Origin of the sequence: Naasia sp. SYSU D00948 (genome assembly GCF_017916515.1) — a bacterium.
GTDB lineage: Bacteria > Actinomycetota > Actinomycetes > Actinomycetales > Microbacteriaceae > Naasia.
Map to the genome: position 1 here is coordinate 1683184 of NZ_JAFMTA010000001.1, position 23118 is coordinate 1706301.

Here is a 23118-nt window from a genome sequence, read left to right on the forward strand (position 1 = left end):
GGATCCCATGAAGCTCGAACTCCGCGGCATCACGAAGCGCTTCGGAGCGCTGACCGCGAACGATGCGATCTCCCTCACCGTGGAGCCGGGCGAGATCCACGCCCTCCTGGGCGAGAACGGCGCCGGCAAGTCCACGCTGATGAACGTCCTGTACGGCCTGTACCAGGCCGACGAGGGCTCGATCCTCCTCGACGGCGTGGAGCAGCACTTCTCCGGACCCGGTGACGCGATGCGTGCCGGCATCGGCATGGTGCACCAGCACTTCATGCTGGTCCCCGTATTCACGGTCGCCGAGAACGTGATGCTGGGCCACGAGGAGACGAAGGCGGGCGGCCGGCTCGACATCGCCGCCGCCCGTGCCCGGGTCCAGGAGATCTCCGACCGCTTCGGGTTCAACGTCGACCCCGATGCCGTCGTCGAGGACCTCCCCGTCGGCGTCCAGCAGCGCGTCGAGATCATCAAGGCGCTGTCCCGGGACGCGCGGGTCCTCGTCCTCGACGAGCCCACCGCGGTCCTCACCCCTCAGGAGACCGACGAGCTCATCGGGATCATGCGCCAGCTGAAGGCCGCAGGCACGTCCATCGTCTTCATCACCCACAAGCTCCGCGAGGTGCGCGAGGTGGCCGATCGGGTGACCGTGATCCGGCTCGGCAAGGTCGTGGGGGAGGCGTCCCCGCAGTCCACCAATGCCGAGCTCGCCTCGCTCATGGTCGGGCGGGCGGTCGAGCTCACCGTGCAGAAGGCGCCCGCGAAGCCCGGGGAGCCGGCGCTCGTGCTGCGGAACGTGTCCGTGCTGGACCCGCTCGGGCACCGCGTCGTCAACAGCGTGAGCTTCGAGGTGCGCCGGGGCGAGATCCTCGCGATCGCCGGCGTGCAGGGCAACGGGCAGACGGAGCTCACCGAGGCGCTGCTCGGGCTGCAGCCGCACGTGACCGGCGAGATCCTCCTCGACGGGAAGCCGCTGACAGGGCTGCCTCCCCGGAAGGTGCTCGACGCCGGCGTCGGCTTCGTGCCCGAGGACCGCAAGGAGGACGGGCTCGTCGCCGAGTTCACGATCGCCGAGAACCTGATGCTCGACCGCAGCACGAGCCAGCCGTTCGTCAAGGGCGGGACGCTGCAGCTCGGCTATCTGAACGAGTTCGCGGAGCAGAAGCGGCGCGAGTTCGACATCCGCACGCAGAGCATCCAGACCCACGTCGGCCGCCTCTCCGGCGGCAACCAGCAGAAGGTGGTGCTCGCCCGCGAGCTCAGCCGCGACCTCCGGCTGTTCGTCGCCGCGCAGCCCACGCGGGGTCTCGACGTCGGGTCCATCGAGTTCGTCCACACCCGCATCGTCGAGACGCGCGACGCCGGCGTCCCGGTCATCGTCGTCTCCACCGAGCTCGACGAGGTCGTCGCCCTCGCCGACCGCATCGCGGTCATGTACCGCGGCGGGATCGTCGGCATCGTCCCCGGCGACACCCCGCGCGACGTGCTCGGGCTCATGATGGCGGGCGAGCACCCGGAGGAGGTCGCCGCGTGACCGATCAGCAGCTCCCATCGCCGACCGACGCGGCGCCGATCGTCCCGGACGTCCCCGAGAAGGAGCCGGGCGAGTCCCGCTGGCACCTCTTCGTCCGCGAGCTGACCACCGGCAGCGTGGCCATCTCGATCCTCGCGGTCGTGCTCGCGCTGCTCGCGGGCGGCGTCCTCATCGCGGTCACCAACGAGGAGGTGCAGGCGGCCGCGGGCTACTTCTTCTCCCGGCCGACCGACACGCTGCGCGCGATCTGGGATTCCGTCGCGGGCGCCTACTCGGCGCTGTTCCAGGGCTCGGTCTACAACTTCCGCAGGCCGGGCTTCGCGGCCGGGATCCGGCCGCTCACCGAGACGCTCACCTTCGCGACTCCGCTCATCGCGGCGGGACTCGGGGTCGCCCTCGCCTTCCGGGTCGGCATGTTCAACATCGGCGGCCGGGGCCAGATGCTCGTCGCCGCGGCCGCGGCGGGCTGGGTCGGCTTCTCCCTCGACCTGCCGTGGGGCATCCACCTCCTCGTCGCGGTGGCGGCCGGCATCGTCGTCGGCGGTCTCTGGGGAGGCCTCGCCGGGCTCCTCAAGGCGCGGACGGGCGCCCACGAGGTCATCACGACGATCATGCTGAACTACGTCGCGTTCTACCTCCTCGCGTTCCTGCTGCGGACGCCCGTGCTCCAGGCGCCCGGCAGCAACAACCCGAAGACGCCGCCCATGAAGGAGACCGCGGTGTTCCCGGATCTGTTCGGTCCCGGCTACAACCTGCACGCGGGCTTCCTGTTCGCGATCGCCGCGACGGTGCTCGTCTGGTGGCTGCTCAACCGCTCCAGCCTCGGCTTCCAGTTCCGCGCGGTCGGCGAGAACCCCCACGCGGCCCGCGTCGCCGGCATCAACGTCAAGAACGTCTACGTGTGGGCGATGCTCATCTCGGGCGGCCTCGTCGGCCTGGCCGGCACCGCCCAGGCGCTCGGCACCATCAAGACCGGGTTCGGGTCCGGCATCGACGCGGGCATCGGCTTCGACGCCATCACGGTCGCCCTCCTCGGCCGGTCGCGGCCCTGGGGCGTGTTCGCGGCCGGGATCCTGTTCGGCGCATTCAAGGCCGGCGGCTTCTCGATGCAGGCGGCCGAGGGCATCCCGGTCGACATCGTGCTCGTCGTCCAGTCGCTCATCGTGCTCTTCATCGCCGCGCCTCCCCTCGTGCGCAGCATCTTCCGTCTCCCGACCCCCGGCGTCGGCAGACCCTCCCGTCGGCGAGAGGCGGTGGCCAAGTGACGGTCGCAGCGGTTCCGGCCCCCGAGGCCGTGCTCGAGCGCGAAGCGGTGCGCAGCTGGAAGGTCCCCATCGCGCTCGGGATCTTCACGGCGGTCGCGCTGATCCTGTTCGTCCTCCTCGGGAGGGACGGGGAGTCGACGTTCCGGCTCTCGACGGAGACGGACGCCTTCCGGCTCCCGGATCTCACCATCCCGACCCGTCCGGGCGGCATCCTGGTCACGGTCCTCCTGGCGGCCATCACCGCGTTCAGCGTGCTGCGGGCGCGCAGCGCGCAGCGCACTCCGCTCTGGCTCGTGGCCCTGTTCGGCGTGCTCTTCGTGCTCGGCTTCCTCACCTGGGCCTCGGCCGGGGCCGCGGTTCCCATGTCGGGCCTCCTCGCGGGCACGCTCGGACTCAGCGTGCCGCTCATCTTCGGCGCCCTCGGCGGCGTGATCGGCGAGCGCGTGGGCGTGGTGAACGTCGCGATCGAGGGGCAGCTGCTCGCCGGCGCATTCGCCTCCGCCGTCGTCGCGTCCATCACGCAGCAGCCGCTGGTCGGCCTCCTCGGCGCGATGGTCGCGGGCGTCCTGGTCTCGTTCGTGCTCGCCGCGTTCTCGATCAAGTACATCGTCGACCAGGTCATCGTCGGCGTCGTCCTCAACGTGCTCGTGACCGGCCTCACGAGCTTCTTCTTCTCCATCGTGCTCACCCCCAACGCGGCGCTCCTCAACTCGCCGCCGAAGTTCGAGCGCATCCGGATCCCGTTCCTCGCCGACATCCCGGTGCTCGGGCCCGCCCTGTTCCGGCAGACGATCATCGTCTACGTCATGTACCTGGCCGTCCCGCTCGTCTGGTACTGCCTGTTCAAGACGCGCTGGGGCCTCCGGCTGCGCGCCGTCGGAGAGCACCCGCAGGCCGCGGACACCGTGGGCATCAACGTGGCGCGCACCCGCTTCTGGAACGTCTCGCTCGCGGGCGCCATCGCGGGGTTCGGCGGCGCCTACCTGACGCTCGGCGCGGTCGGCGCGTTCAACAAGGAGATGACCGCGGGCGCCGGATTCATCGCGCTGGCGGCCGTCATCTTCGGCCGATGGGATCCGATACGGGCGACGCTCGCGGCACTGCTGTTCGGGTTCGCCCAGAACCTGCAGAACGTCCTCAGCATCATCGGGGCGCCGGTGCCGAGCGAGTTCATGCTGATGCTGCCCTACGTCGTCACGATCGTCGCGGTCGCGGGACTCGTGGGTCAGGTGCGGGCTCCCGCGGCCTCCGGCAAGCCGTACATCAAGTCATGACCGGGGGAGAGCGCGTGGGGGATATCGACTGGGACGGGCTCCGCGAGGTCGCCGTGGAGGCGATGCGGAAGGCGTACGTGCCCTACTCCCGGTTCCCGGTAGGGGTGGCGGCGATCGTCGACGACGGCCGCGTCATCAGCGGCTGCAACGTCGAGAACGCGTCCTACGGGCTCACGCTCTGCGCCGAGTGCACGCTCGTGTCGACGCTCGTCATGACGGGTGGCGGCAAGCTGGTCGCCTTCACCTGTGTGGACGGCGACGGCGGCGCGCTCATGCCGTGCGGCCGGTGCCGGCAGCTGCTGTACGAGCACTCCGCCGAGGGGATGCTGCTCGAGACGGTGAGCGGCATCCGGACGATCGACGAGGTGATCCCGGACGCGTTCGGCCCCCGCACGCTCGCGGTCTACCACGAGGAGCGCGAGCCGGCCTGAGCCGGGCGCCGTGACGGACGCCGTCCGGGGCCGCTCCAGCGTCTCCACAGGGGACGGATTACCTCCCGCGCGCACCCGCCCGAGGGCGTACGGTCACGGGTATGCGCGGGAGCAGGGGTGCGGCGGCGGTTCTCGGCCTGGCGGGAGCGCTCCTCCTCGCCGGATGCGCGGCGGGCGGCGGCGGAACGCCCACCACGAGCCCGACGACCTCGCCGACGAGTCCGCCGACCTCCGCTCCGCCCAGCACCCCGACCCCGAGCCCGACCGAGACGGGACCGGCCGACCAGTGCCCCGACGACGCGCTCCAGATCACGGTCGGTGAGGGAGACCCGGGCGCCGGCAACATCGGCTACGACATCACCTTCACGAACACGGGGTCCGCGCCCTGCACGCTTCGCGGCTTCCCCGGTGTCTCCGTGGTCGGGGACGGCAACGGCACGCAGCTCGGCCAGCCCGCCGACCGCACGGATGCCCGGGTGGAGGATGTGCGCATCGCCCCCGGCGGCACCGCTGTCGCGCCGCTGCAGGCGGTCGACATCGGGTCCGACGGGGGGCCGCTCGGCGACGAGTGCCCGACGACCACCGGCGACGGCTGGCGGATCTACCCGCCGCACTCGTTCCGGGCCTTCTTCGTCGAGTCGCCCGGCATCGCCGCGTGCACCGGCTCGAGGCCGTGGCTCACGGTGGGGCCGGTCCGCGCCGGCTGACAGTGCTCGTGCTCCGGCCGCTAGCGTGGAGCCGTGACTGAGGCCTTCGACGCCGTCGACCTGATCCGGGCCAAGCGGGACGGGCGCGAGCTCAGCACCGCCGAGATCGGCTGGCTCGTCGACGCGTTCACCCGCGGCTACGTCGCCGACGAGCAGATGTCGGCGTGGGCCATGGCGGTGCTGCTGAACGGGATGACCCGCCGGGAGATCCGCGACCTCACGCTCGCGATGATCGCGAGCGGCGAGCGGATGAGCTTCGCGGACCTCGGCAAGGCGACGGTCGACAAGCACTCGACCGGCGGCGTCGGCGACAAGATCACGCTGCCGCTCGCGCCGCTCGTCGCGTCGTTCGGCGTCGCGGTGCCGCAGCTCTCGGGCCGCGGCCTCGGCCACACGGGCGGCACGCTCGACAAGCTCGAGGCGGTCCGCGGCTGGCAGGCGTACCTCTCGCCCGAGGCGATGCTCGCTCAGCTGCGGGACGTGGGCGCGGTGATCTGCGCGGCAGGACCGGGCCTCGCCCCCGCCGACAAGAAGCTCTACGCGCTCCGGGACACGACGGGCGCCGTCGAGGCGATTCCGCTCATCGCCTCCTCGATCATGTCCAAGAAGATCGCGGAGGGGACCGGCGCCCTCGTGCTCGACGTGAAGTTCGGCGAGGGCGCGTTTATGAAGGACCTCGACCTCGCTCGTGAGCTCGCGCGCACGATGGTCGACCTCGGCACGGACGCGGGCGTCGCGACGAGCGCGCTGCTCACCGACATGTCGGTGCCGCTCGGACTCACGATCGGCAACGCCCTCGAGGTGCGCGAGTCGGTCGAGGTGCTGTCCGGCGGCGGTCCCGACGACGTGGTGGAGCTCACGGTCGAGCTCGCCCGCGCCATGCTCGCCGCGGTCGGGCTTCCCGACGCGGACCCGGCGGCGGCCCTCGCGGACGGGCGTGCGATGGACGTCTGGCGGCGGATGATCGCCGCCCAGGGGGGCGACCCCGACGCCCCCCTGCCGACCGGCCGCGAGACGGAGACGGTGACCGCGCCGACCTCCGGCGTGCTCGCCGAGCAGCACGCGCTGCCCTTCGGCATCGCGGCGTGGCGCCTGGGGGCCGGGCGGGCACGGCAGCAGGACCCCGTGTCCGCAGGGGCGGGCATCGAGCTGCACGCCAAGCCCGGCGACCGGGTCGAGGCCGGGCAGCCGCTGTTCACGCTGCACGCCGACGAGGCCGCCCGCATCCCGCGTGCCCTGGATGCCCTGAACGGGGCCTGGTCGATCGGCGACACGCCCCCGGAGCCGCGCCCGCTCATCGTCGACCGCATCGGCTGACCCTCGAGATGCCACCTGGTGCGCTCAAACCGGGGTTTTGGGAGCACCAAGTGGCATCTCGAGAGGCAGGCGTCAGCGCGGGGGCTCCCCGATGCGGCGCAGGGCGTCGACGACGAGGCCCCAGAACCGTTCGGTGTCGAGATCGACGGCCACCTGCGTCGTCACCCCCGGCCCGGGAGCGGCCCGGAAGTCCGCGACCGTCATGCCGAGCGTGTGGGTGCCCGTCAGCTCGACGGTCAGCGGCGCGCGCCGGGTCGTCATCACGTCGGGGTCGATGACGTACGCGACCGCGCAGGGGTCGTGGACCGGAGGGTGCTCGAAGCCCTGCGCGTGCCGGTAGCTCTCCCGGAAGAAGTCCATCAGCTCGACCACGAAGCGGGCGGGGGAGGTGCCGACCTCGGCGATCGCCCGCTCGACCTCGGGGGTCGCGAGGGCCTGGTGCGTGAGGTCGAGTCCGACCATCGTGACGGGCCACTTCTCGCTGAAGACGATGTGCGCGGCCTCCGGATCGATCACGATGTTGAACTCGGCGACGGCGCTCCAGTTGCCGACCGAGTACCCGCCGCCCATCAGGACCACCTCGCGCACGCGCTCGACGACGCGCGGCTCCTTGCGCGCCGCCAGCGCGATGTTGGTGAGGGCACCCGTCGGGACCAGGGTGATCTCACCCGGCTCGGCCGCCATCACGGTGTCGATGATGAGGTCGACCGCGTGCCGGGGGTCGAGCTCGAACGCCGGCTCCGGGAGGACGGGACCGTCGAGCCCTGAGTCGCCGTGGATGTCCGGCGCCGTCTCGACGTCGCGTACGAGGGGGCGCGCGCATCCCGCCGCGAAGGGCACCCCGATGATGCCCGCCACCGTGGCCACGGCGAGGGCGTTCCGTGTGACCTTCTCGAGCGTCTGGTTGCCGGCGACGGTCGTGACGCCGACGAGCTCGATCTCCGGGCTGCCCCAGGCGAGGAGGAGGGCGACCGCGTCGTCGTGGCCGGGATCGCAGTCGAGGAGGATCTTGCGGGGCATGAGGCGACTCTAACAACACCGCCACATACGCAACGTCGTTTCATATATGCAAGACTCGGCGCATGAGCCCCGATTCGGCCGCGACCGGAGGGGCGCGCATCGCCTGGATCCGGTCCCGGATGCCGCTCCTCGCCGAGACCCGCCGCCGCTTCGCCGAGAAGCGGCCCTTCGCCGGCCTCCGCATCGGCATGTCCCTGCACCTCGAGCCCAAGACCGCCGTCCTGCTCGAGACGCTCGCCGCGGGCGGCGCCGAGATCGTGGGCACGGGCAACCACGGCTCGACCCAGGACGACGTGGTGGCCGCCCTGCGCGCGCGGGGCCTCACTCTGCACGGGCGGCGCGACGACACCCTCGAGCAGCACGCGGCGAACCTCGAGGCGGTCCTGGATGCGCGGCCGGACATCCTGCTCGACAACGGAGCGGACCTCGCCGCCGGCGTCGTGCGCCGGGGGATGGCGGGGCGGATCCGCGGCGGGACCGAGGAGACGACCTCGGGCGCCTTCCGCCTCCGGGACGAGCTCGCGGGGTCGGTCCCCTTCCCGGTGCTCGTCATCAACGACAGCCCCCTCAAGGCGATCGGCGAGAACCTGCATGCCGTTGGCCAGTCCGCAGTCGAGAGCTTCCAGCGGATCACGAACCTGATGATCCCCGGCCGGCGCTTCGTGGTGATCGGCTACGGCTGGTGCGGCCGCGGCGTCGCCCGGTACCTGCGGGCCCTCGGCGGGCAGGTCGCGGTCGCCGAGGTCGACGAGATCAAGGCGTTCGAGGCCGCCCTCGACGGCTACCTCGTGGACGACCTGCCCGAGCTGCTCCCGTGGGCCCAGGCCGTGATCACCGCGACGGGCGCCCCCGGCGTGCTTCCGGGCTCGCTCCTCCCGCTGCTGCGCACCGGGACGGTCCTCGGGAACATCGGGCACTTCCCCTTCGAGATCGACACCGCGGCGCTCGCGGAGCAGGCGGTGTCGCGCCAGCAGCTCGACGAGGGGCTCGAGAGCTTCACGATGCCCGACGGGCGCGAGCTCGTGCTCATCGCCGAGGGCCGGATGTTCAACCTCGCGGGACGGGCGCCCAAGGGCAACTCGATCGCCTCGATGGACCTCGGCTTCCTGCTCCAGGCGCGCTCGCTCGAGCGGGTCGCCCTCGCTCCCGAGAGCCTGCCGGCCGGGGCGCAGCCGGTTCCCGACGACATCAACCGGCAGATCGCCCGGCGGATGGTCGAGGTCCTCCGGACCGGGGAATGAGCCCCGGCGGCTCGCCGCCGCCGGGGTACTCGGCCCCGGCGCTGGAGAAGGGGCTCGACGTCCTGGAGCTGCTCGCGGACGCCGCAGGCCCCCTCGCCCAGCGGGAGGTCGCCGCGGCGCTCGGGCGCAGCGTCGGCGAGCTGTTCCGGGTGCTCCTCACCCTCGAGCGCCGCGGCTTCGCCGTCCGGACGGAGGAGGGCGGGTACCTCCTGTCGCACCGGCTGTTCGAGCTGGCGCACCGCCACGCCCCGCGCCGGGGCCTGCTGGCGGCAGCGGCGCCGCCGATGCGGCGGCTGGCGGAGGCCGTCGGCCAGTCCTGCAACCTGGGCGTGCCCGAGGGGGACGTGGTCCGCGTCATCGCGCAGGCCGAGAGCCCCTCCCCGTTCGGCTTCTCGGTGCGGGTGGGTGCGGCCTTCCCCCTCGCCGGGACGCTGACCGGCGACGTGCTCCGCGCGTGGGCCGCGGAGGCGGAGCCGGCCGACCCGGAGCTCCGCGAACTACGTCGCAGGGGTCACGGAGAGCGGGCCGACAGTCTGCACGCCGGCGTCACCGACGTCGCCTACCCGGTGCTCGGCGCGGGCGGCGCCGCGGTCGCCGCGATCACCGTGCCCTACGTGTCCACGTCGTACAGCTCGGCCGGCATCCGGGCGGTCCGCTCCGCGGTCTCCGGCGCCGCGGCCGAGATCGGCGAGGCGCTGGGGCGCCGCACCGATCCTGAGCCGGAGCGGGCCCCGGGGCTAGATTGAGTGCATGACCGACGGCCCCGAGTACCTGATGGAGAGCGGGGTGGACATCGCCTCGCTGCCCAAGGTGAGCCTGCACGACCACCTCGACGGGGGCCTCCGCCCCCAGACGATCGTCGAGCTCGCCGACGAGGTGGGGCTCGCCCTCCCCGAGACGGACGCCGACCTGCTGGGCGAGTGGTTCCGCGCCCAGTCGGACTCCGGATCGCTGCCCCGGTACCTGGAGACGTTCGCGATCACGACGGGCGTCATGCAGACCGCGCCCGCCCTGACACGCGTCGCGCGCGAGTTCGTGCAGGACCTCGGGGCGGACGGCGTGCTCTACGGCGAGGTGCGCTGGGCGCCGGAGCAGCACCTCGAGCGCGACCTCACGCTCGACGAGGCGGTGGAGGCCGTGCAGGCCGGCATCGAGGCCGGCATCGAGGACGTGCGGCGCACGATCGGCCTCGACCTGCGGGTCGGGCAGCTCGTCACCGCGATGCGGCAGAACGATCGCGGCCTCGAGCTCGCCGAGCTGGCGCTGCGCCACCGCGCCCGTGGTGTGGTCGGGTTCGACCTGGCCGGGCCCGAGGCCGGCTTCCCGCCCAGCCGCTTCGCCGAGGCCTTCGACCTGCTCGCCGAGAACTGGTTCCCCGTCACCGTGCACGCCGGGGAGGCCGCCGATCTCGACAGCATCACGAGCGCGCTCCTCGACGGCCGCGCGCTGCGGCTCGGACATGGCGTCCGGCTCGCGCTCGACATCGAGATCGAGGGCGAGGACGACAGCAGCACCTGGGTGAGCCTCGGCCACCTCGCGCACTGGGTCAAGGACCGCGAGATCCCGCTCGAGCTGTGCCCGACGTCGAACCTGCAGACGGGCGCGATCGAGGAGTGGGGCGACGAGCTCGCCGATCACCCGTTCGACCTCCTCTACCAGCTAGGGTTCCGGGTCACGGTGAACACCGACAACCGGCTCATGAGCGGCACGTCCCTGACCCGGGAACTCGCGCTGCTCGTGGAGACGTTCGGCTACGACCTCGCCGACCTCGAGGTCCTCCAGCTCAACGCAGCCGCTGGAGCGTTCCTCTCGGTCGAGGACCGCGAGGAGCTCGCGGACCGGATCTCCGCGGGATTCGACGAGGCGGGCGCGTGATGAGGGGGCGGCGATGAAGATCGTGGCGATCTGCGGTGCCGGCATCGGCACGTCGGCGATCCTCAAGGTGAGCGCCGAGCGCGCCCTGCAGAAGCTCGGGCTCGAGGCGGACGTGACGGCGACGGATGTGGCGAGCCTCGCGCAGGACAGCGAGGAGGCGCAGATCATCCTCACGACCCGCGACCACGTGAAGGACATCGGCCGGACGTTCGCCGACGTGATCGTCGTGGAGAACATCCTCGACCAGGAGGAGCTCACGACGAAGCTGGAGCAGGCGCTGGGCTGAGCTCAGCCGACGAGGCTGCGTGCGCCCTCGGTGAGCCGCTCCAGGACGGCCGCCGCCCTGCTCCGGCGCTCGTCGGCGTCGCCGCTCGTCGCCGCGACGTCGAGGTAGAGCTTCAGCTTGGGCTCGGTGCCGCTCGGCCGGGCGATGAGGCGCGCCCCCTCGGCGAGCCGGAAGCGCAGCACGTCGCTCGGCGGGAGCTCGCCGCCTCGGCTCAGGTCGTCCACCTGCTCGACCGCCAGGTCGCCGATGGTGACCGGCGGCCGGGACCGGAGGCGGGACATCGCCTCCGCGATCTCCTCGAGTCTGCTGACCCGAAGCGAGATCTGCCGGGACGCGTACGCGCCGAAGGTCTCGTCGAACTCGCGCAGGTGCTCGTCCAGGGTGCGGCCGTCCGCCTTGAGGTCCAGCAGCTGTCCCAGGAAGGCGACAGCGGCGGAGATGCCGTCCTTGTCCCGCACCTTCTCCGGGTCGACGAGGAAGCCGAGGGCCTCCTCGAAGCCGTAGATCAGCCCGGGCACCCGCGAGATCCACTTGAACCCGGTCAGCGTCTCCCGGTACCCGAGGCCGTAGCGCTCGGCCACGGCGCGGAGCCCCGGCGTCGACACCAGTGAGCACGCGAGCGTGCCGGAGGCGCCCTCCCGGGCCGCGCGCTCGGCGATGCGCCAGCCGAGCAGCAGCCCGAGGTCGTTCCCGGAGAGGGTGCGCCAGCCCCCGGACGGGTCCCGCACCGCCGCCGCCATGCGGTCGGCGTCCGGGTCATTCGCGACGACGGCCTCGGCGCCGGTCTCCTCCGCCGCGGCGAGGGCGAGATCGAGCGCGCCCTCCTCCTCCGGGTTGGGGAAGGCGACCGTGGGGAAGGTGGGGTCGGGGTCGCGCTGGGCCTCCACGACGGAGGGGGCGGGGATGCCGGCGTGCTCGAACACCCGCTCGGCGGTCGCCCAGCCGACGCCGTGCATCGGCGTGTAGACCCAGCGCAGGTCGGCGGACGGGGCGGGCAGGGCGGTCGCGACGACGTACGCGTCGACGACGCTCTCGTCGGCCGTCTGGTAGTCGCGCGAGCGCGGCAGCCGGTCGGCGGGTCCCTCGGCGACGACCCGGCCGATCAGCTCCAGCACCTCGCGATCCGCCGGGGGCACGATCTGCGATCCTTCGCTGTCCCCGCCGAGGTAGAGCTTGTACCCGTTGTCCTGGGCGGGGTTGTGCGACGCGGTCACCATCACGCCCGCGGAGGCGCGCAGGTGCCGCACGGCGAAGGCGAGCACCGGGGTCGGCAGCATCCGGGGGAGCAGCACCGCGCGGACGTCCGCGCCGGACAGGATCTCCGCCACGTCGCGTGCGAAGACGGCCGAGTTCTTCCGCCCGTCGTACCCGATGACGACCGACGGACGCTGCTCCCGGGCGAGCAGGAACCGGGCCAGAGCCGCCGAGGTCTGCGCGACGACGACGCGGTTCATCCGGTTGGGGCCGGCCCCCAGGCGGCCGCGGAGGCCGGCGGTGCCGAACACGAGGCGCATGCCGAACCGGTCCTGCAGCTCGGCCGCCGCGTGCCCGTCTCCCCGCCGCACGCCCTCGAGCAGCTCGGCGAGCTCCGCGCGGGTCTCCTCGTCCGGGTCCTGGGCAAGCCACTCCTCCGCGGCCGCGACGAGCTCCGCCTGGCTCACAGCCGGCCCACGATCTCGGACAGCAGGCCTGCCAGCCTCTCCTCCGCCGCCCGGCCCGCCGCGAGGACCTCCTCGTGGCTGAGGGGCTCCGGGGAGATCCCGGCGGCGAGGTTGGTGATCAGCGACATCCCGAGCACCTCCATCCCGGCGTGACGGGCCGCGATGGCCTCGAGCGCCGTCGACATGCCGACGATGTGGCCGCCGAGGGTCTCCGCCATGCGGACCTCCGCGGGCGTCTCGTAGTGGGGTCCGCGGAACTGGACGTAGACGCCCTCGTCGAGGCCCGGATCCACCTCGCGGGCGACCGCCCGGAGCCGCGTCGAGTAGAGATCGGTGAGATCGACGAAGGTGGCGCCCTCGAGGGGCGAGGCGGCGGTGAGGTTGATGTGGTCGCTGATGAGGACGGGGGTGCCGGCCGTCCACGAGCGCTTGATCCCTCCGGCGCCGTTCGTCAGCACCATGATCGAGGCGCCCGCCGCGGCGGCCGTCCGGACGCTGTGGACCACCCGCCGAACGCCGCGGCCCTCGTAGAAGTGGGTGCGCGCTCCGATGACGAGGGCGTGCCGGCCGTCGGGAAGGCGGAAGGAGCGCAGCGTGCCGCTGTGCCCGACGACACCGGATGCGGTGAAGCCCTCGATGGCCTCCGCCGGGACCGAGGCGACCTCCTCGCCGAGGAGGTCGGCCGCCTTGCCCCAGCCGCTGCCCAGGGTCAGGGCCACGTCGTGCCGGGGCACGCCCGTGGCCTCGGCGAGCTGCCGGGCCGCGCGCGCGGCGACGTCGAAGGGATCGGCGCCCGGGTCGTCGAGCGGGGAGGTCGCGGATGCTGCCATGCGCCTCAGCCTAGAACGGCAGGCGCGGGCCGCCGCGGCCCTTCCACCGGCTGTCTCAGAGCCCTCCTGCCGGAGCCCGTCGAGCGCCAGGAGAGGCTCGGCCCGTGCATCGGATCCGCTCAGCCCGCATACGGAAGAATGGCGGGATGGTCTATGAGTTCGAGCGCAAGCACCGGATCGGCGTGCTGGGCGGCGGTCCCGGCGGGTACGAGGCGGCGATCGCGGGCGCCCAGCTCGGCGCCGAGGTGACGCTGATCGAGCGGGCGGGAGTGGGCGGCTCCGCGGTCCTCACCGACGTGGTGCCCTCGAAGACGCTCATCGCCACGGCCGAGGCCACGACGTCGATCGACGAGTCGACCGACCTCGGCGTGCAGTTCTTCGCCCGCGGCGAGACCGGGCGCCCCAGCCGCCCGGAGATCGCGATCAACCTGAGCGCGATCAACAAGCGCCTCACCGGTCTCGCCCGCCAGCAGTCCGAGGACATGCGCGGCAACCTGAAGCGCGCCGGCGTTCGCGTGATCAGCGGCGAGGGCCGGCTCGAGGGGCCGAACAAGCTCGTCGCGTCGACGGGGCGGGGCGGCCGCGACTTCGACGAGGTCGAGGTGGACACCATCGTCGTGTCCGTGGGTGCCAGCCCCCGCGTCCTGCCCTCGGCCGTGCCCGACGGCGAGCGGATCCTCACCTGGAAGGAGCTGTACAACCTCGAGGAGGTGCCCGAGCACCTCATCGTCGTCGGCTCCGGGGTGACGGGCGCCGAGTTCGCCTCCGCGTACAACGCCCTCGGGGCGAAGGTCACGCTCATCTCCAGTCGCGACCAGGTGCTCCCCGGTGAGGATGCGGACGCCGCCGGCGTGATCGAGGACGTCTTCACCCGCAACGGCATGACCGTCCTGTCCCGCAGCCGCGCCCAGAGCGTCGAGCGCACGGCGGACGGCGTCGTCGCGACGCTCGCGGACGGCCGGACCGTCGAGGGCAGTCACTGCCTCGTCGCCGTCGGTGCCATCCCGAACACCGCGGGCATCGGCCTGGAGGAGGCGGGCGTCCAGCTGACCGACTCCGGTCACATCCGGGTCAACCGCGTCGCGCGGACCAGCATGCCGTCCATCTACGCCGCCGGGGACTGCAGCACGTCGCTGCCGCTCGCCTCGGTCGCCTCGATGCAGGGCCGCACCGCCGTGTTCCACGCGATGGGGGACGCCGTGACGCCAGTCGAGCTGCGCAACGTGGCGAGCAACATCTTCACCCAGCCCGAGATCGCGACGGTCGGGTGGTCGCAGAAGCAGATCGAGGAGGGCATCGCGCAGGGCGAGATCTACAAGCTGCCGCTCTCCAGCAACCCGCGGGCCAAGATGCAGGGCGTGAAGGACGGATTCGTGAAGCTGTTCGCGCGGACCGGATCCGGGACGGTGATCGGCGGGGTCATCGTCGCACCGCGCGCGTCGGAGCTGGTCCTGCCGATCGCGCTCGCCGTGGAGCACCGCCTGACCGTCGATCAGCTGGCCCGCGCGTTCAGCGTCTACCCGTCGCTCTCGGGCGCGATCACCGACGCGGCCCGGGCGATGCACATCGTCCAGTAGCGGAGCCGCCGGGACCTGGCCTGCGGGTCGTCGGGCAGCGGAAGTCTGACCCTCCGGGTGAGAGTGGTGCGCCGATAGTTCGCCGCTGTCTAGCATCGGCAGTGCCGGGGAACCCGATCCCCCGGCTCGTCATCGTCGACGTTCGAAGGAGCATCAACCCGTGAGAATCAGAACCCGCCTCGCCGCAGCAGTCCTCGTCGCGTCCGCCGGCGTGCTCGCCGCAGGGGCCCCGGCCCTCGCCGCGCCGCAGAAGACCACGACCGCCGAGCTGGTCGGCGTGGTCAAGCAGACCGGCCCGACGACTGCGGAGGTCACGGCGCGGTACACGTGTACCTGGCCGAGCACGGCCGAGACCCCCGTCCACCTCTGGGCCTCGGTGAAGCAGAGCGCCGACCGCACCGCCGACCCGGACCTCACCCAGCCCGAGTCCGGCTTCGAGCAGGTGGCCGCCGCGTGGAGCCAGACCCACGCCGGCGAGATCGTCTGCGACGGCCGGACCCACGTGATCACCGTGACGGTCGACCAGACCGAGGTCATCCCGGGAGTCGGGCCGATCGGCTACGGCACCCTCGGCAAGGGCGAGGCCTACGTGCAGTTCTGCATCACCTTCGGTGAGGACATCGTCTGGGACATGGAGTTCCTCCACGTCCGGTAGTCCTGCAGGTCCGGCGAAGCCCCGCTCCGGCTCCGCCGGGCGGGGCTTCCGCTGTCCTGGGCCCTCCTGGAACGGACCCGGCTCAGTCGGCGATCTCGACGAGGACCGTGCCCGAGGAGACCGTCTCGCCGACGGAGGCGCCCAGCCGGGCGATCGTGCCGTCGCGGTGCGCCGTGAGCGGCTGCTCCATCTTCATCGCCTCGAGGACCACGACCAGGTCGCCCTTGACGACCCGGTCTCCCGCGCCGACCGCGAGCTTCACGACCGTGGCCTGCATCGGCGCCTTGATGGCGTCCCCCGTCGTGGTGACCACGCCGCCCGACGCGCGACCGCGTCGCTTCGGGGCGGCGGGGCGCGGGGCCGGCGCAGCGGAGCCCGCCAGGAGCCGTCCCGGGAGGCTCACCTCGATGCGCTTGCCGCCCACCTCGACGACCACGTTCTGCCGCGGCGGCTCCACCGGAGAGTCGGCCGGGTCGGAGAGCGAGCCCGTCCACGGCTCCAGGTCGTTCGCGAACTCGGTCTCGATCCAGCGGGTGTAGACGGAGAAGGGCTGACCGTTCGTCGGCGCGAAGGCCTCGTCCCGCACGATCGCGCGGTGGAACGGGAGCACGGTCGGCAAGCCGGCGACCTCGAACTCGTCGAGCGCGCGCCGGGCGCGCTCGAGCGCGTCCTTCCGGTCGGAGCCCGTGACGATCAGCTTCGCGAGCAGCGAGTCGAAGGCGCCGGACACGACGTCCCCGGCCTGCACGCCCGAGTCCACCCGGACACCGGGACCGCCGGCCGCCTTGAAGACCTCGACCGGGCCGGGGGAGGGGAAGAAGCCGCGCCCCGGGTCCTCGCCGTTGATGCGGAACTCGATGGAGTGTCCGCGCGGGGCGGGGTCGTGGTAGTCGAGGGTGCCGCCCTCGGCGATGCGGAACTGCTCGCGCACGAGGTCGATCCCGGTGACCTCCTCGGTCACCGGGTGCTCGACCTGGAGCCGCGTGTTGACCTCGAGGAAGGAGACGGTGCCGTCGCGGCCGATGAGGAACTCGCAGGTGCCGGCCCCGACGTAGCCCACCTCGCGGAGGATGGCCTTCGACGCGGAGTACAGCTGCGCGACCTGCTCGTCGGTCAGGAACGGCGCGGGCGCCTCCTCGACGAGCTTCTGATGGCGGCGCTGCAGGGAGCAGTCGCGGGTGGAGACCACGACGACGTTGCCCTCGGCGTCCGCGAGGCACTGGGTCTCGACGTGCCGTGGCTGGTCGAGGTACTTCTCGACGAAGCACTCCCCGCGGCCGAAGGCGGCCACGGCCTCCCGGGTCGCCGAATCGAACAGCTCGCCGATCTCGCCGCGCTCGCGGGCGACCTTGAGCCCGCGTCCGCCGCCGCCGTAGGCCGCCTTGATCGCGACGGGCAGCCCGTGCTGGTCGACGAAGTCGAGGACCTCGGACGCGTCCTTCACCGGCTCCAGCGTGCCGGGGGCGAGCGGCGCGCCGACGCGCTCCGCCACGTGGCGGGCGGTGACCTTGTCGCCGAGCTGCTCGATCGCATGCGGGGGAGGGCCGATCCAGACGAGGCCGGCGTCCTCGACGGCGCGGGCGAAGTCGGCGTTCTCGGCGAGGAAGCCGTAGCCGGGGTGGATCGCGTCCGCGCCCGACCGCCGCGCGATCGAGAGGATCTTGTCGATGACGAGATACGTCTCCGCGCTCGTGCTGCCGCCCAGCGCCCACGCCTCGTCGGCGAGCTTGACGTGCAGGGCGTCACGGTCCTGGTCGGCGTAGATCGCGACGGACCCCTTGCCGGCGTCCCGGGCGGCTCGGATCACGCGGACGGCGATCTCGCCCCGGTTGGCGACGAGGACCTTGGTGATCGTTCGGGCGCGAGACATGCAGTTCAGCCTACGGACCCTCGAGGTCCCTCCTTTGGTAGTCGCCCACCAGAAAGCGCGCGTTTCGCGCGGAGGGTCTCTACAAGCGACGCTCGGCGGGAGCCGGGCCTCGCCGAGCCGCCTCAGCCGACGCGGGCCGGCGTCCCCTGCGCGGCGCGGCGGGCGGCCACCTGGTCCAGCACGATGCGCTCGAGGGCGGCCGCGCCGCCGGAGCGGCCGATTGCGGCGCCGACGCGCGCACTCGCGGCGGCGTAGGAGTCGTCCGACAGCACCGCCCGGACCGCGCGGGCCACGCGCCGGGCGCTCGGCCGCGCCGTCCGCAGGTCCAGGCCGACCCCGGACCACCGGACCCGCGCCGCGACCTCCGGCTTGTCCTCCGTCACGCCGGCCACGATGACCGGGATGCCGCGCTCGAGAGCCAGGTGCACGCCGCCGTATCCGCCGTTGGTCACGAAGACGTCGACGAGCGGGAGGAGGCGGTCGTAGGGCAGGAACTCGGCGGCACGCACGTTCGCCGGCAGCGGTCCGAGGTCCTCGACGGGGCGTCCGCCGGTGGTCACGACGACGAGTGTGCCCTCGTCCCCGGCCAGCCCGTCGATGGTGGGCCGGATCAGCTCGGTGAAGTCGGTGTTGGCGATCGTGCCCTGCGTGACGTGGACCACCCGCTTCGCCCCGGCGAGCTCCGGCCACCAGGCCGGGAGGGGGCCGTCCGTGGCCTGCCGACGGGTGACAGGTCCGACGAAGGACACGTTGCCGGGAAGGTCGGACCGCTCGTACTCGAACTCCGCGACCGTCGTCTGCACGATCGCGTCCATGAGCCGGACCCCGTCCATCACCTGGGCCGGCATCGGCCGGCCGATGAGCCGGGTGAACAGGGCGCGCGCCTCCCGCTCGATGCCGGCGAACACGATCCTCTCGGCCGCCAGGGAGAGCATCCGGTTGCGCAGCCGGCCCACCGGGCCGGGCAGCGGGGTCATGCCGAGGCCGAACGGAGCGGTGTCGACGCTCGGCATGGCGAGCGGGATCACGCCGACGCTGATGAGCGCCGGTCCCGGGCCGTCGCCGCGGAGCAGCGCGAGCGCGGGCATCGCGGTGAACATCGTCTCTGCGAGGACCGCGTCCGTGTGCTGCGCGGCGAGCGCGTCCTGGACGGCCCGCAGCTGCGCGGCGACGGGACGCAGGAAGATCGAGCGCACCTCGGAGAGGATCCGGTCGATGCCGTGCCGGCCGACGCGGTCCGGGAAGGCGGCGTCGAGGTCGCGGTCGTCGAAGTCGGCCTCGGCAGGCAGCGGCAGGAACCGCGCGCCCGTCTTCTCGACCGCCTGCTGCCAGCGGGCGCCGGTGAGGAACCGGACGTCGTGGCCGGACTCGACGAGGTGCCGGGCGATGTTCAGCATGGGCGTGATGTGGCCGTGGATGGGGGTGCTGGCGAGGAGGAGCGAGGTCATGGGGATGAGGCAACCGGGCGCGGCGTCCCCCTCCCCAGAGCGGGACGTCACCACGGATGTCCCGCCCGGATCGGGACACCGGTCCCGTGCGGTGCCCGCCACCCGCCTGCCACGATGAGGGCCATGACCTCGCCCCGCGCCGCCGTGCCGCCCCGGTGGCAGGCCGGCGACCGCTGGCTCCCGGGCCTCCTCGTGACCCTCGGCATGGTGCTCGCCGTCGTCCTCGTCGACCTCCTCCTCATGGGGCTCTGGGGCGCGCAGCTCGGCGAGCGCAACGCCGCCATCCTGGCGGCGATCGCCGTGACGCTCGTGGTGGCCCCCCTGCACGACCGTCTCTCGCGCGGCGTCCGGCGTCTCCTGACCGGCCGGCGGGACACCTTCGAGGTCGTCTCGCGGCTCGCGGCGCGCATGGAGCGCGCAGCCGACGCCAAGGGCCGGCTCGACGACCTCGTGGCGGTCGTCGCCGAGTGCTTCTCCGCCTCCTACGTCGAGGTCCGCCTCGAGGGACGCCTCCGAACCGCGGAGGTCGCGCACACCGGCACGCCTTCCGGCGAGCCCCAGCGCTTTCCGCTCGAGTATCGCGGGGAGACGCTCGGCCACCTCCTCCTCGCCGGCGCCCGCCGCCTCAGCGCCCGCGATCGCGCGGTGCTCGCGGACCTCGTCCGGCTGGCGGCGGCGGCGATCGTGACCGCGGAGACGAGCGACGAGCTGCAGCGCATCCGCACGCGCCTCGTCGTCGCCCGTGAGGACGAGCGCGCCCGCCTGCACGGCGACCTGCACGACAACCTCGTGCCCCTGCTCGAGGGACTGCGGACGCGCTCGGCGGCGGCCCGGGACGGCGTCCGCCGCCGCGACCCCGCCGCCCGCGACGACATCGCTGCCGCGGTCTCGGCCGCCTCCTCGGCGGTCGACGACATCCGGCGCGTCGCCCAGGACCTGCGCCCGCCCGCGCTGGACGACCTCGGCCTGGCCCGCGCCCTCGATCAGCTCGCCGACCGCTACCGCGCACGGATCCCGCAGCTGACGCTGCACGCCGACCTGCCCGGATCCCGGCCCCCGGCGATCGAGGTCGCGGTCTACCGGATCGTGGCCGACGCCCTCGAGACGGTGTCCCGGCGGGGACCCGCCGGGCCGGTCAGCGTGCGGGTCGAGGCCGACGGGGGAGTGCTCCGCGTGACGGCCCACGCGGCCGGCGTCGCCGACCTCGAGGGCGGACGCGGCCGCGCCGACGTCGATGCCCAGCGGGAGCGCGCCGAGGAGCTCGGCGGGACGTGGACCGTGAGCGAGGACGGGCAGGGCGCCGCCATCAGCGCCGTGCTGCCCGTGGACGAGGAGGTGGCCCGTGGCGCCTGACACCGCTCCTGCGATCGCGGCGCCCGCCGAAGCGCAGGCGCCCGCCACCGCTCCGGCACCCGCCACGCGGCTCGTCCGCGTCCTGAGCCTCACCGGGCTCGTCCTCACGCTCGTGAGCAGCGGCTTCGCGATCTTCTCCGACGTCGTCGTCGCGCGGGAGGGAGCGGCCTATGCGATGAGCCCCGGCTGGTCGGGCGCGCTCCCGGGACTCGCGCTCGCGATCCCGGGAGCCCTGCTCTTCTGGCGCCTGCCCTGGCATCCCATCGCGAGCACGTTCCTCCTCTTCGGCGTGCTCTGGGCGATGGACGGCGCCGCGAGCGCGTGGGTGAACCTGTCGTTCGCGCTGGACGCGGACCTGCCCGGCCTCGAGTTCGCCGTCTGGTTCTACACCCGGCTCGGCGCGATTCTGATCCTCCCGTTCGTCCTCCTGCTCGTGCTCTTCCCCGACGGCCGCCTGCCGGAGCGCCCGTTCTGGCGCCTGCTCGGCTGGGTGGCCATCGTCGCTGCGCTGCTCCCGCCCGTCTACGCGATGTTCGTCCCGCCGAACGCCGGCCCGGCCTTCGAGAACGCGGACGCCCCGCCGCCCGAGCTCGTCGCGCTCGACGTGCTCTGGATCCGGACCCCGATCCCGGTCGAGGTCTGGACCGCGCTCGGGAAGGTCCTCGCTCCGGCGCTCGTGGTGGGCGGGGTCTCGGCGTTCCTCGTCCTGCTCAGCCGGTGGATCCGTGCCGACGCCGTCCGGCGCTCGCAGCTGCGCTGGCTCATCTGGGCCGGCTTCCTGCTCCTCGTCGTGGGCTTCATCGCCGAGAGCATGCTCAGGGGCTGGGTCGCCGAGGGGCTCCTCACGGCCTCGCTCTGCCTGCTCTGCTTCGCGGTCGTGATCGCGGTGACGCGCTACCGGCTCTACGCGATCGACAGCCTGTTCAGCTGGACGCTCGTCTACGGCGCCCTGGTCGCCGGCATCCTCGTCCTCGACGTCGGGATCGTCACGGTCGCGGGCAGCGTCCTCGGGGAGCAGAGCAGCGCGCTGCTGGCCGTCGTCCTCGTCGGCCTCGCCTTCGCGCCGATGCGCAACGCCCTCTTCCGCCTCGCGAACCGGCTCGTCTCCGGCCGCCGCTCCGACCCCTACGGCGTGGTGACCCGGCTCGCCGCCCGGCTCGAGGTGGCGCGCGGTCTCCCGGCCCAGCTCGAGGCCATCGCCGAGGCGGTGGCCGATGCGTTCGCGTCGCCGTCGGTCGAGCTGCGCGTGGAGCGAGGCGGACTCGTCGCGGTCGCGGCCCTGCACGGCTCGGACGCCGCCCGCACGGTGGAGCTCCCGCTCGAGTACCGGGGGACGGCGATCGGCCGGATCCTTCTGGCTCCGGGGCGTCGCCCCCGCCTCAGCGAGCGGGACCAGCGCCTCCTCGACGCGGTGATCCGGCAGGCCGCGGCGGCGGCCACGGAGGCGGAGGCGAGCGTCGAGCTGCGGCGCATCCGGCGCGAGCTCGTCCTCTCCCGCGAGGCGGAGCGGCTGCGCCTGCGCCGCGACCTGCACGACGGCCTGGGGCCGCTCGTGGCGAGCATCCGGCTCCGTGTCGAGACCGCGGCGAATCTGCTCGACTCGGCTCCCGACTCCGCCGAGGCGCTCCTCGCGGGCGCCGCGGACGACGCGGCCGAGGCGGTGCGCGAGGTGCGCCGCATCGTCGACGGCCTGCGGCCGCCGGCGCTCGACGACCTCGGGGTCGCCGGCGCGATCCGCGCTCAGGCGAACCGGTTCTCGGGTGAGCGGGGCCGGGTCCGGACGAGCATCGAGCTCTCGGGTGCGATGCCGGCCGCCGTCGAGATCGCCGCCTATCGGATCGTGTCCGAGGCGCTCGCGAACGCCGCCCGGCACGCCGGGGCGTCGCGGGTCGAGGTCGAGGTCGTCGGCACGTCGGAGGGCGTCTCGCTGCGGATCGCCGACGACGGCGTCGGCATCGGCGACGCACCCCGCCTGGGCACCGGGCTCGCCTCCCAGCGGGAGCGCGCCGAGGAGCTGGGCGGCACATGGCGCGTGGCGCGGCGCCCGGACGGCGGCACGGAGGTCGTAGCGTGGCTTCCCGTCGCGGAGCAGCGCGAGGAACAGGAGATGGCGCATGTCGGATGACGAGGTGCTCCGGGTGGTGCTGGTCGACGACCACCCGATCTACCGCCAGGGGCTCGCCGCCCTGCTCGGCTCGCTCGGCGGCGTCACCGTGGTGGGCACGGCCGCCGACGGAGCCGAGGCGGTCGAGGTCGCGCGCGCCGAGCAGCCCGACGTCATCGTGATGGACGTGCAGATGCCCGGCATGGACGGCATCGAGGCCACCCGGCGGATCACCGCCGAGAGCCCCCACATCGGCGTCGTCGTCCTCACGATGTCCGAGGACGACGAGACCGTCTTCCAGGCGATGCGGGCCGGAGCGCGTGGCTACCTCCTCAAGGGAGCGGGCCAGGAGGAGATCCTCCGCGCCATGCGGTCGGTCGCGGCCGGCGAGGCCGTGTTCGGCCAGGCGCTCGCGCGGCGCGTCGCGGACTTCTTCGCCGGCACCGCGTCCGCGCCATCCGCGGCGGCGAGCCCGTTCCCGCAGCTGACCGCCCGCGAGCAGGAGATCCTCGACCTGCTGGCCGCGGGACGGAGCAACCCGCAGATCGCGCAGGCCCTGTTCCTGTCGCCGAAGACCGTGCGCAACAACGTGTCGAACATCTTCGCGAAGCTCCACGTCGCCGATCGAGCGGAGGCGATCATCCGCGCCCGGGACGCGGGTCTCGGCCGCTAGCCGGAATGC

20 protein-coding genes are annotated in these 23118 nt (G+C 73.1%); 15 read left to right on the forward strand and 5 right to left on the reverse strand.

The window, feature by feature from the left end:
• Positions 1-7 precede the first annotated feature (7 nt).
• From J3P30_RS08005 to J3P30_RS08030, 6 genes are all read left to right on the forward strand, one after another.
• The gene (locus J3P30_RS08005) at positions 8-1522 is read left to right on the forward strand and encodes an ABC transporter ATP-binding protein (RefSeq protein ID WP_210480525.1); all 1515 of its coding nucleotides are present in this window, start codon (positions 8-10) and stop codon (positions 1520-1522) included.
• Complete coding sequence (locus tag J3P30_RS08010) at positions 1519-2787, forward strand: ABC transporter permease (protein WP_210480526.1); 1269 nt, start codon at positions 1519-1521, stop codon at positions 2785-2787. The genes J3P30_RS08005 and J3P30_RS08010 overlap by 4 nt, the downstream gene beginning before the upstream one ends.
• Positions 2784-4061, forward strand: coding sequence for an ABC transporter permease (locus J3P30_RS08015; protein ID WP_210480527.1), 1278 nt, complete (start codon positions 2784-2786; stop codon positions 4059-4061). Before J3P30_RS08010 ends, J3P30_RS08015 begins: the two co-directional genes overlap by 4 nt.
• A gap of 14 nt (positions 4062-4075) precedes the next feature.
• Entirely contained in the window at positions 4076-4492 is a 417-nt protein-coding gene (locus J3P30_RS08020; protein WP_374058545.1) for a cytidine deaminase, read from the forward strand.
• 101 nt (positions 4493-4593) lie between these two features.
• Entirely contained in the window at positions 4594-5199 is a 606-nt protein-coding gene (locus J3P30_RS08025) for a DUF4232 domain-containing protein (RefSeq protein ID WP_210480529.1), read from the forward strand.
• A 33-nt stretch (positions 5200-5232) separates the two neighbouring features.
• Positions 5233-6516, forward strand: coding sequence for a thymidine phosphorylase (locus tag J3P30_RS08030; protein WP_210480530.1), 1284 nt, complete (start codon positions 5233-5235; stop codon positions 6514-6516).
• A gap of 72 nt (positions 6517-6588) precedes the next feature.
• On the opposite strand, the gene J3P30_RS08035 is transcribed toward J3P30_RS08030, so the two are convergent.
• A complete protein-coding gene (locus J3P30_RS08035) occupies positions 6589-7536 on the reverse strand; it encodes a nucleoside hydrolase (protein ID WP_210480531.1) in 948 nt (315 codons plus the stop codon).
• A gap of 62 nt (positions 7537-7598) precedes the next feature.
• Here J3P30_RS08035 and J3P30_RS08040 point away from each other — a divergent pair, with 62 nt between their 5' ends.
• Genes J3P30_RS08040 through J3P30_RS08055 form a run of 4 tightly spaced genes read left to right on the forward strand, consistent with a single transcriptional unit; the run spans position 7599 to position 10938 of the window.
• Positions 7599-8777, forward strand: a complete 1179-nt coding sequence (locus J3P30_RS08040) for an adenosylhomocysteinase (RefSeq protein ID WP_210480532.1) — start codon at positions 7599-7601, stop codon at positions 8775-8777.
• Positions 8774-9523 carry an IclR family transcriptional regulator gene (locus tag J3P30_RS08045; protein ID WP_210480533.1) on the forward strand — a complete coding sequence of 250 codons (750 nt, stop codon included), beginning with the start codon at positions 8774-8776 and terminating at the stop codon, positions 9521-9523. The genes J3P30_RS08040 and J3P30_RS08045 overlap by 4 nt, the downstream gene beginning before the upstream one ends.
• A 4-nt stretch (positions 9524-9527) precedes the next feature.
• Entirely contained in the window at positions 9528-10652 is a 1125-nt protein-coding gene (locus J3P30_RS08050) for an adenosine deaminase (protein ID WP_210480534.1), read from the forward strand.
• A gap of 13 nt (positions 10653-10665) precedes the next feature.
• The gene (locus J3P30_RS08055) at positions 10666-10938 is read left to right on the forward strand and encodes a PTS sugar transporter subunit IIB (protein ID WP_210480535.1); all 273 of its coding nucleotides are present in this window, start codon (positions 10666-10668) and stop codon (positions 10936-10938) included.
• A gap of 2 nt (positions 10939-10940) precedes the next feature.
• Here J3P30_RS08055 and J3P30_RS08060 read toward each other — a convergent pair whose 3' ends face one another.
• Together J3P30_RS08060 and J3P30_RS08065 are read right to left on the reverse strand one after the other, a co-directional pair.
• Positions 10941-12599 carry a phospho-sugar mutase gene (locus tag J3P30_RS08060; protein WP_210480536.1) on the reverse strand — a complete coding sequence of 553 codons (1659 nt, stop codon included), beginning with the start codon at positions 12597-12599 and terminating at the stop codon, positions 10941-10943.
• Positions 12596-13429 (reverse strand): purine-nucleoside phosphorylase, encoded by an 834-nt coding sequence (locus J3P30_RS08065; protein ID WP_210480537.1) that lies wholly within the window; start codon positions 13427-13429, stop codon positions 12596-12598. The genes J3P30_RS08060 and J3P30_RS08065 overlap by 4 nt, the downstream gene beginning before the upstream one ends.
• A 146-nt stretch (positions 13430-13575) precedes the next feature.
• On the opposite strand from J3P30_RS08065, the gene J3P30_RS08070 reads away from it, so the two are divergent.
• Complete coding sequence (locus J3P30_RS08070) at positions 13576-15006, forward strand: NAD(P)H-quinone dehydrogenase (protein ID WP_210480538.1); 1431 nt, start codon at positions 13576-13578, stop codon at positions 15004-15006.
• A gap of 160 nt (positions 15007-15166) precedes the next feature.
• Positions 15167-15661: a hypothetical protein gene (locus tag J3P30_RS08075; protein WP_210480539.1), complete on the forward strand. Its 495-nt coding sequence runs from the start codon at positions 15167-15169 to the stop codon at positions 15659-15661.
• An 82-nt stretch (positions 15662-15743) separates the two neighbouring features.
• Here the strand turns inward: J3P30_RS08075 and J3P30_RS08080 are convergent, their stop codons facing one another.
• Positions 15744-17531, reverse strand: coding sequence for a biotin carboxylase N-terminal domain-containing protein (locus J3P30_RS08080; protein WP_210480540.1), 1788 nt, complete (start codon positions 17529-17531; stop codon positions 15744-15746).
• Positions 17532-17653: 122 nt separating this feature from the next.
• Entirely contained in the window at positions 17654-18979 is a 1326-nt protein-coding gene (locus tag J3P30_RS08085) for a glycosyltransferase (protein WP_210480541.1), read from the reverse strand.
• Between the two features lie 123 nt (positions 18980-19102).
• Here J3P30_RS08085 and J3P30_RS08090 point away from each other — a divergent pair, with 123 nt between their 5' ends.
• From J3P30_RS08090 to J3P30_RS08100, 3 genes are read left to right on the forward strand one after another with little or no spacing between them, the layout of a single operon-like run.
• A complete protein-coding gene (locus tag J3P30_RS08090) occupies positions 19103-20332 on the forward strand; it encodes a sensor histidine kinase (RefSeq protein WP_210480542.1) in 1230 nt (409 codons plus the stop codon).
• Positions 20322-22457, forward strand: coding sequence for a histidine kinase (locus tag J3P30_RS15580; protein WP_210480543.1), 2136 nt, complete (start codon positions 20322-20324; stop codon positions 22455-22457). Before J3P30_RS08090 ends, J3P30_RS15580 begins: the two co-directional genes overlap by 11 nt.
• A complete protein-coding gene (locus tag J3P30_RS08100) occupies positions 22447-23109 on the forward strand; it encodes a response regulator transcription factor (RefSeq protein ID WP_210480544.1) in 663 nt (220 codons plus the stop codon). The genes J3P30_RS15580 and J3P30_RS08100 overlap by 11 nt, the downstream gene beginning before the upstream one ends.
• The last annotated feature ends 9 nt before the right edge of the window (positions 23110-23118 follow it).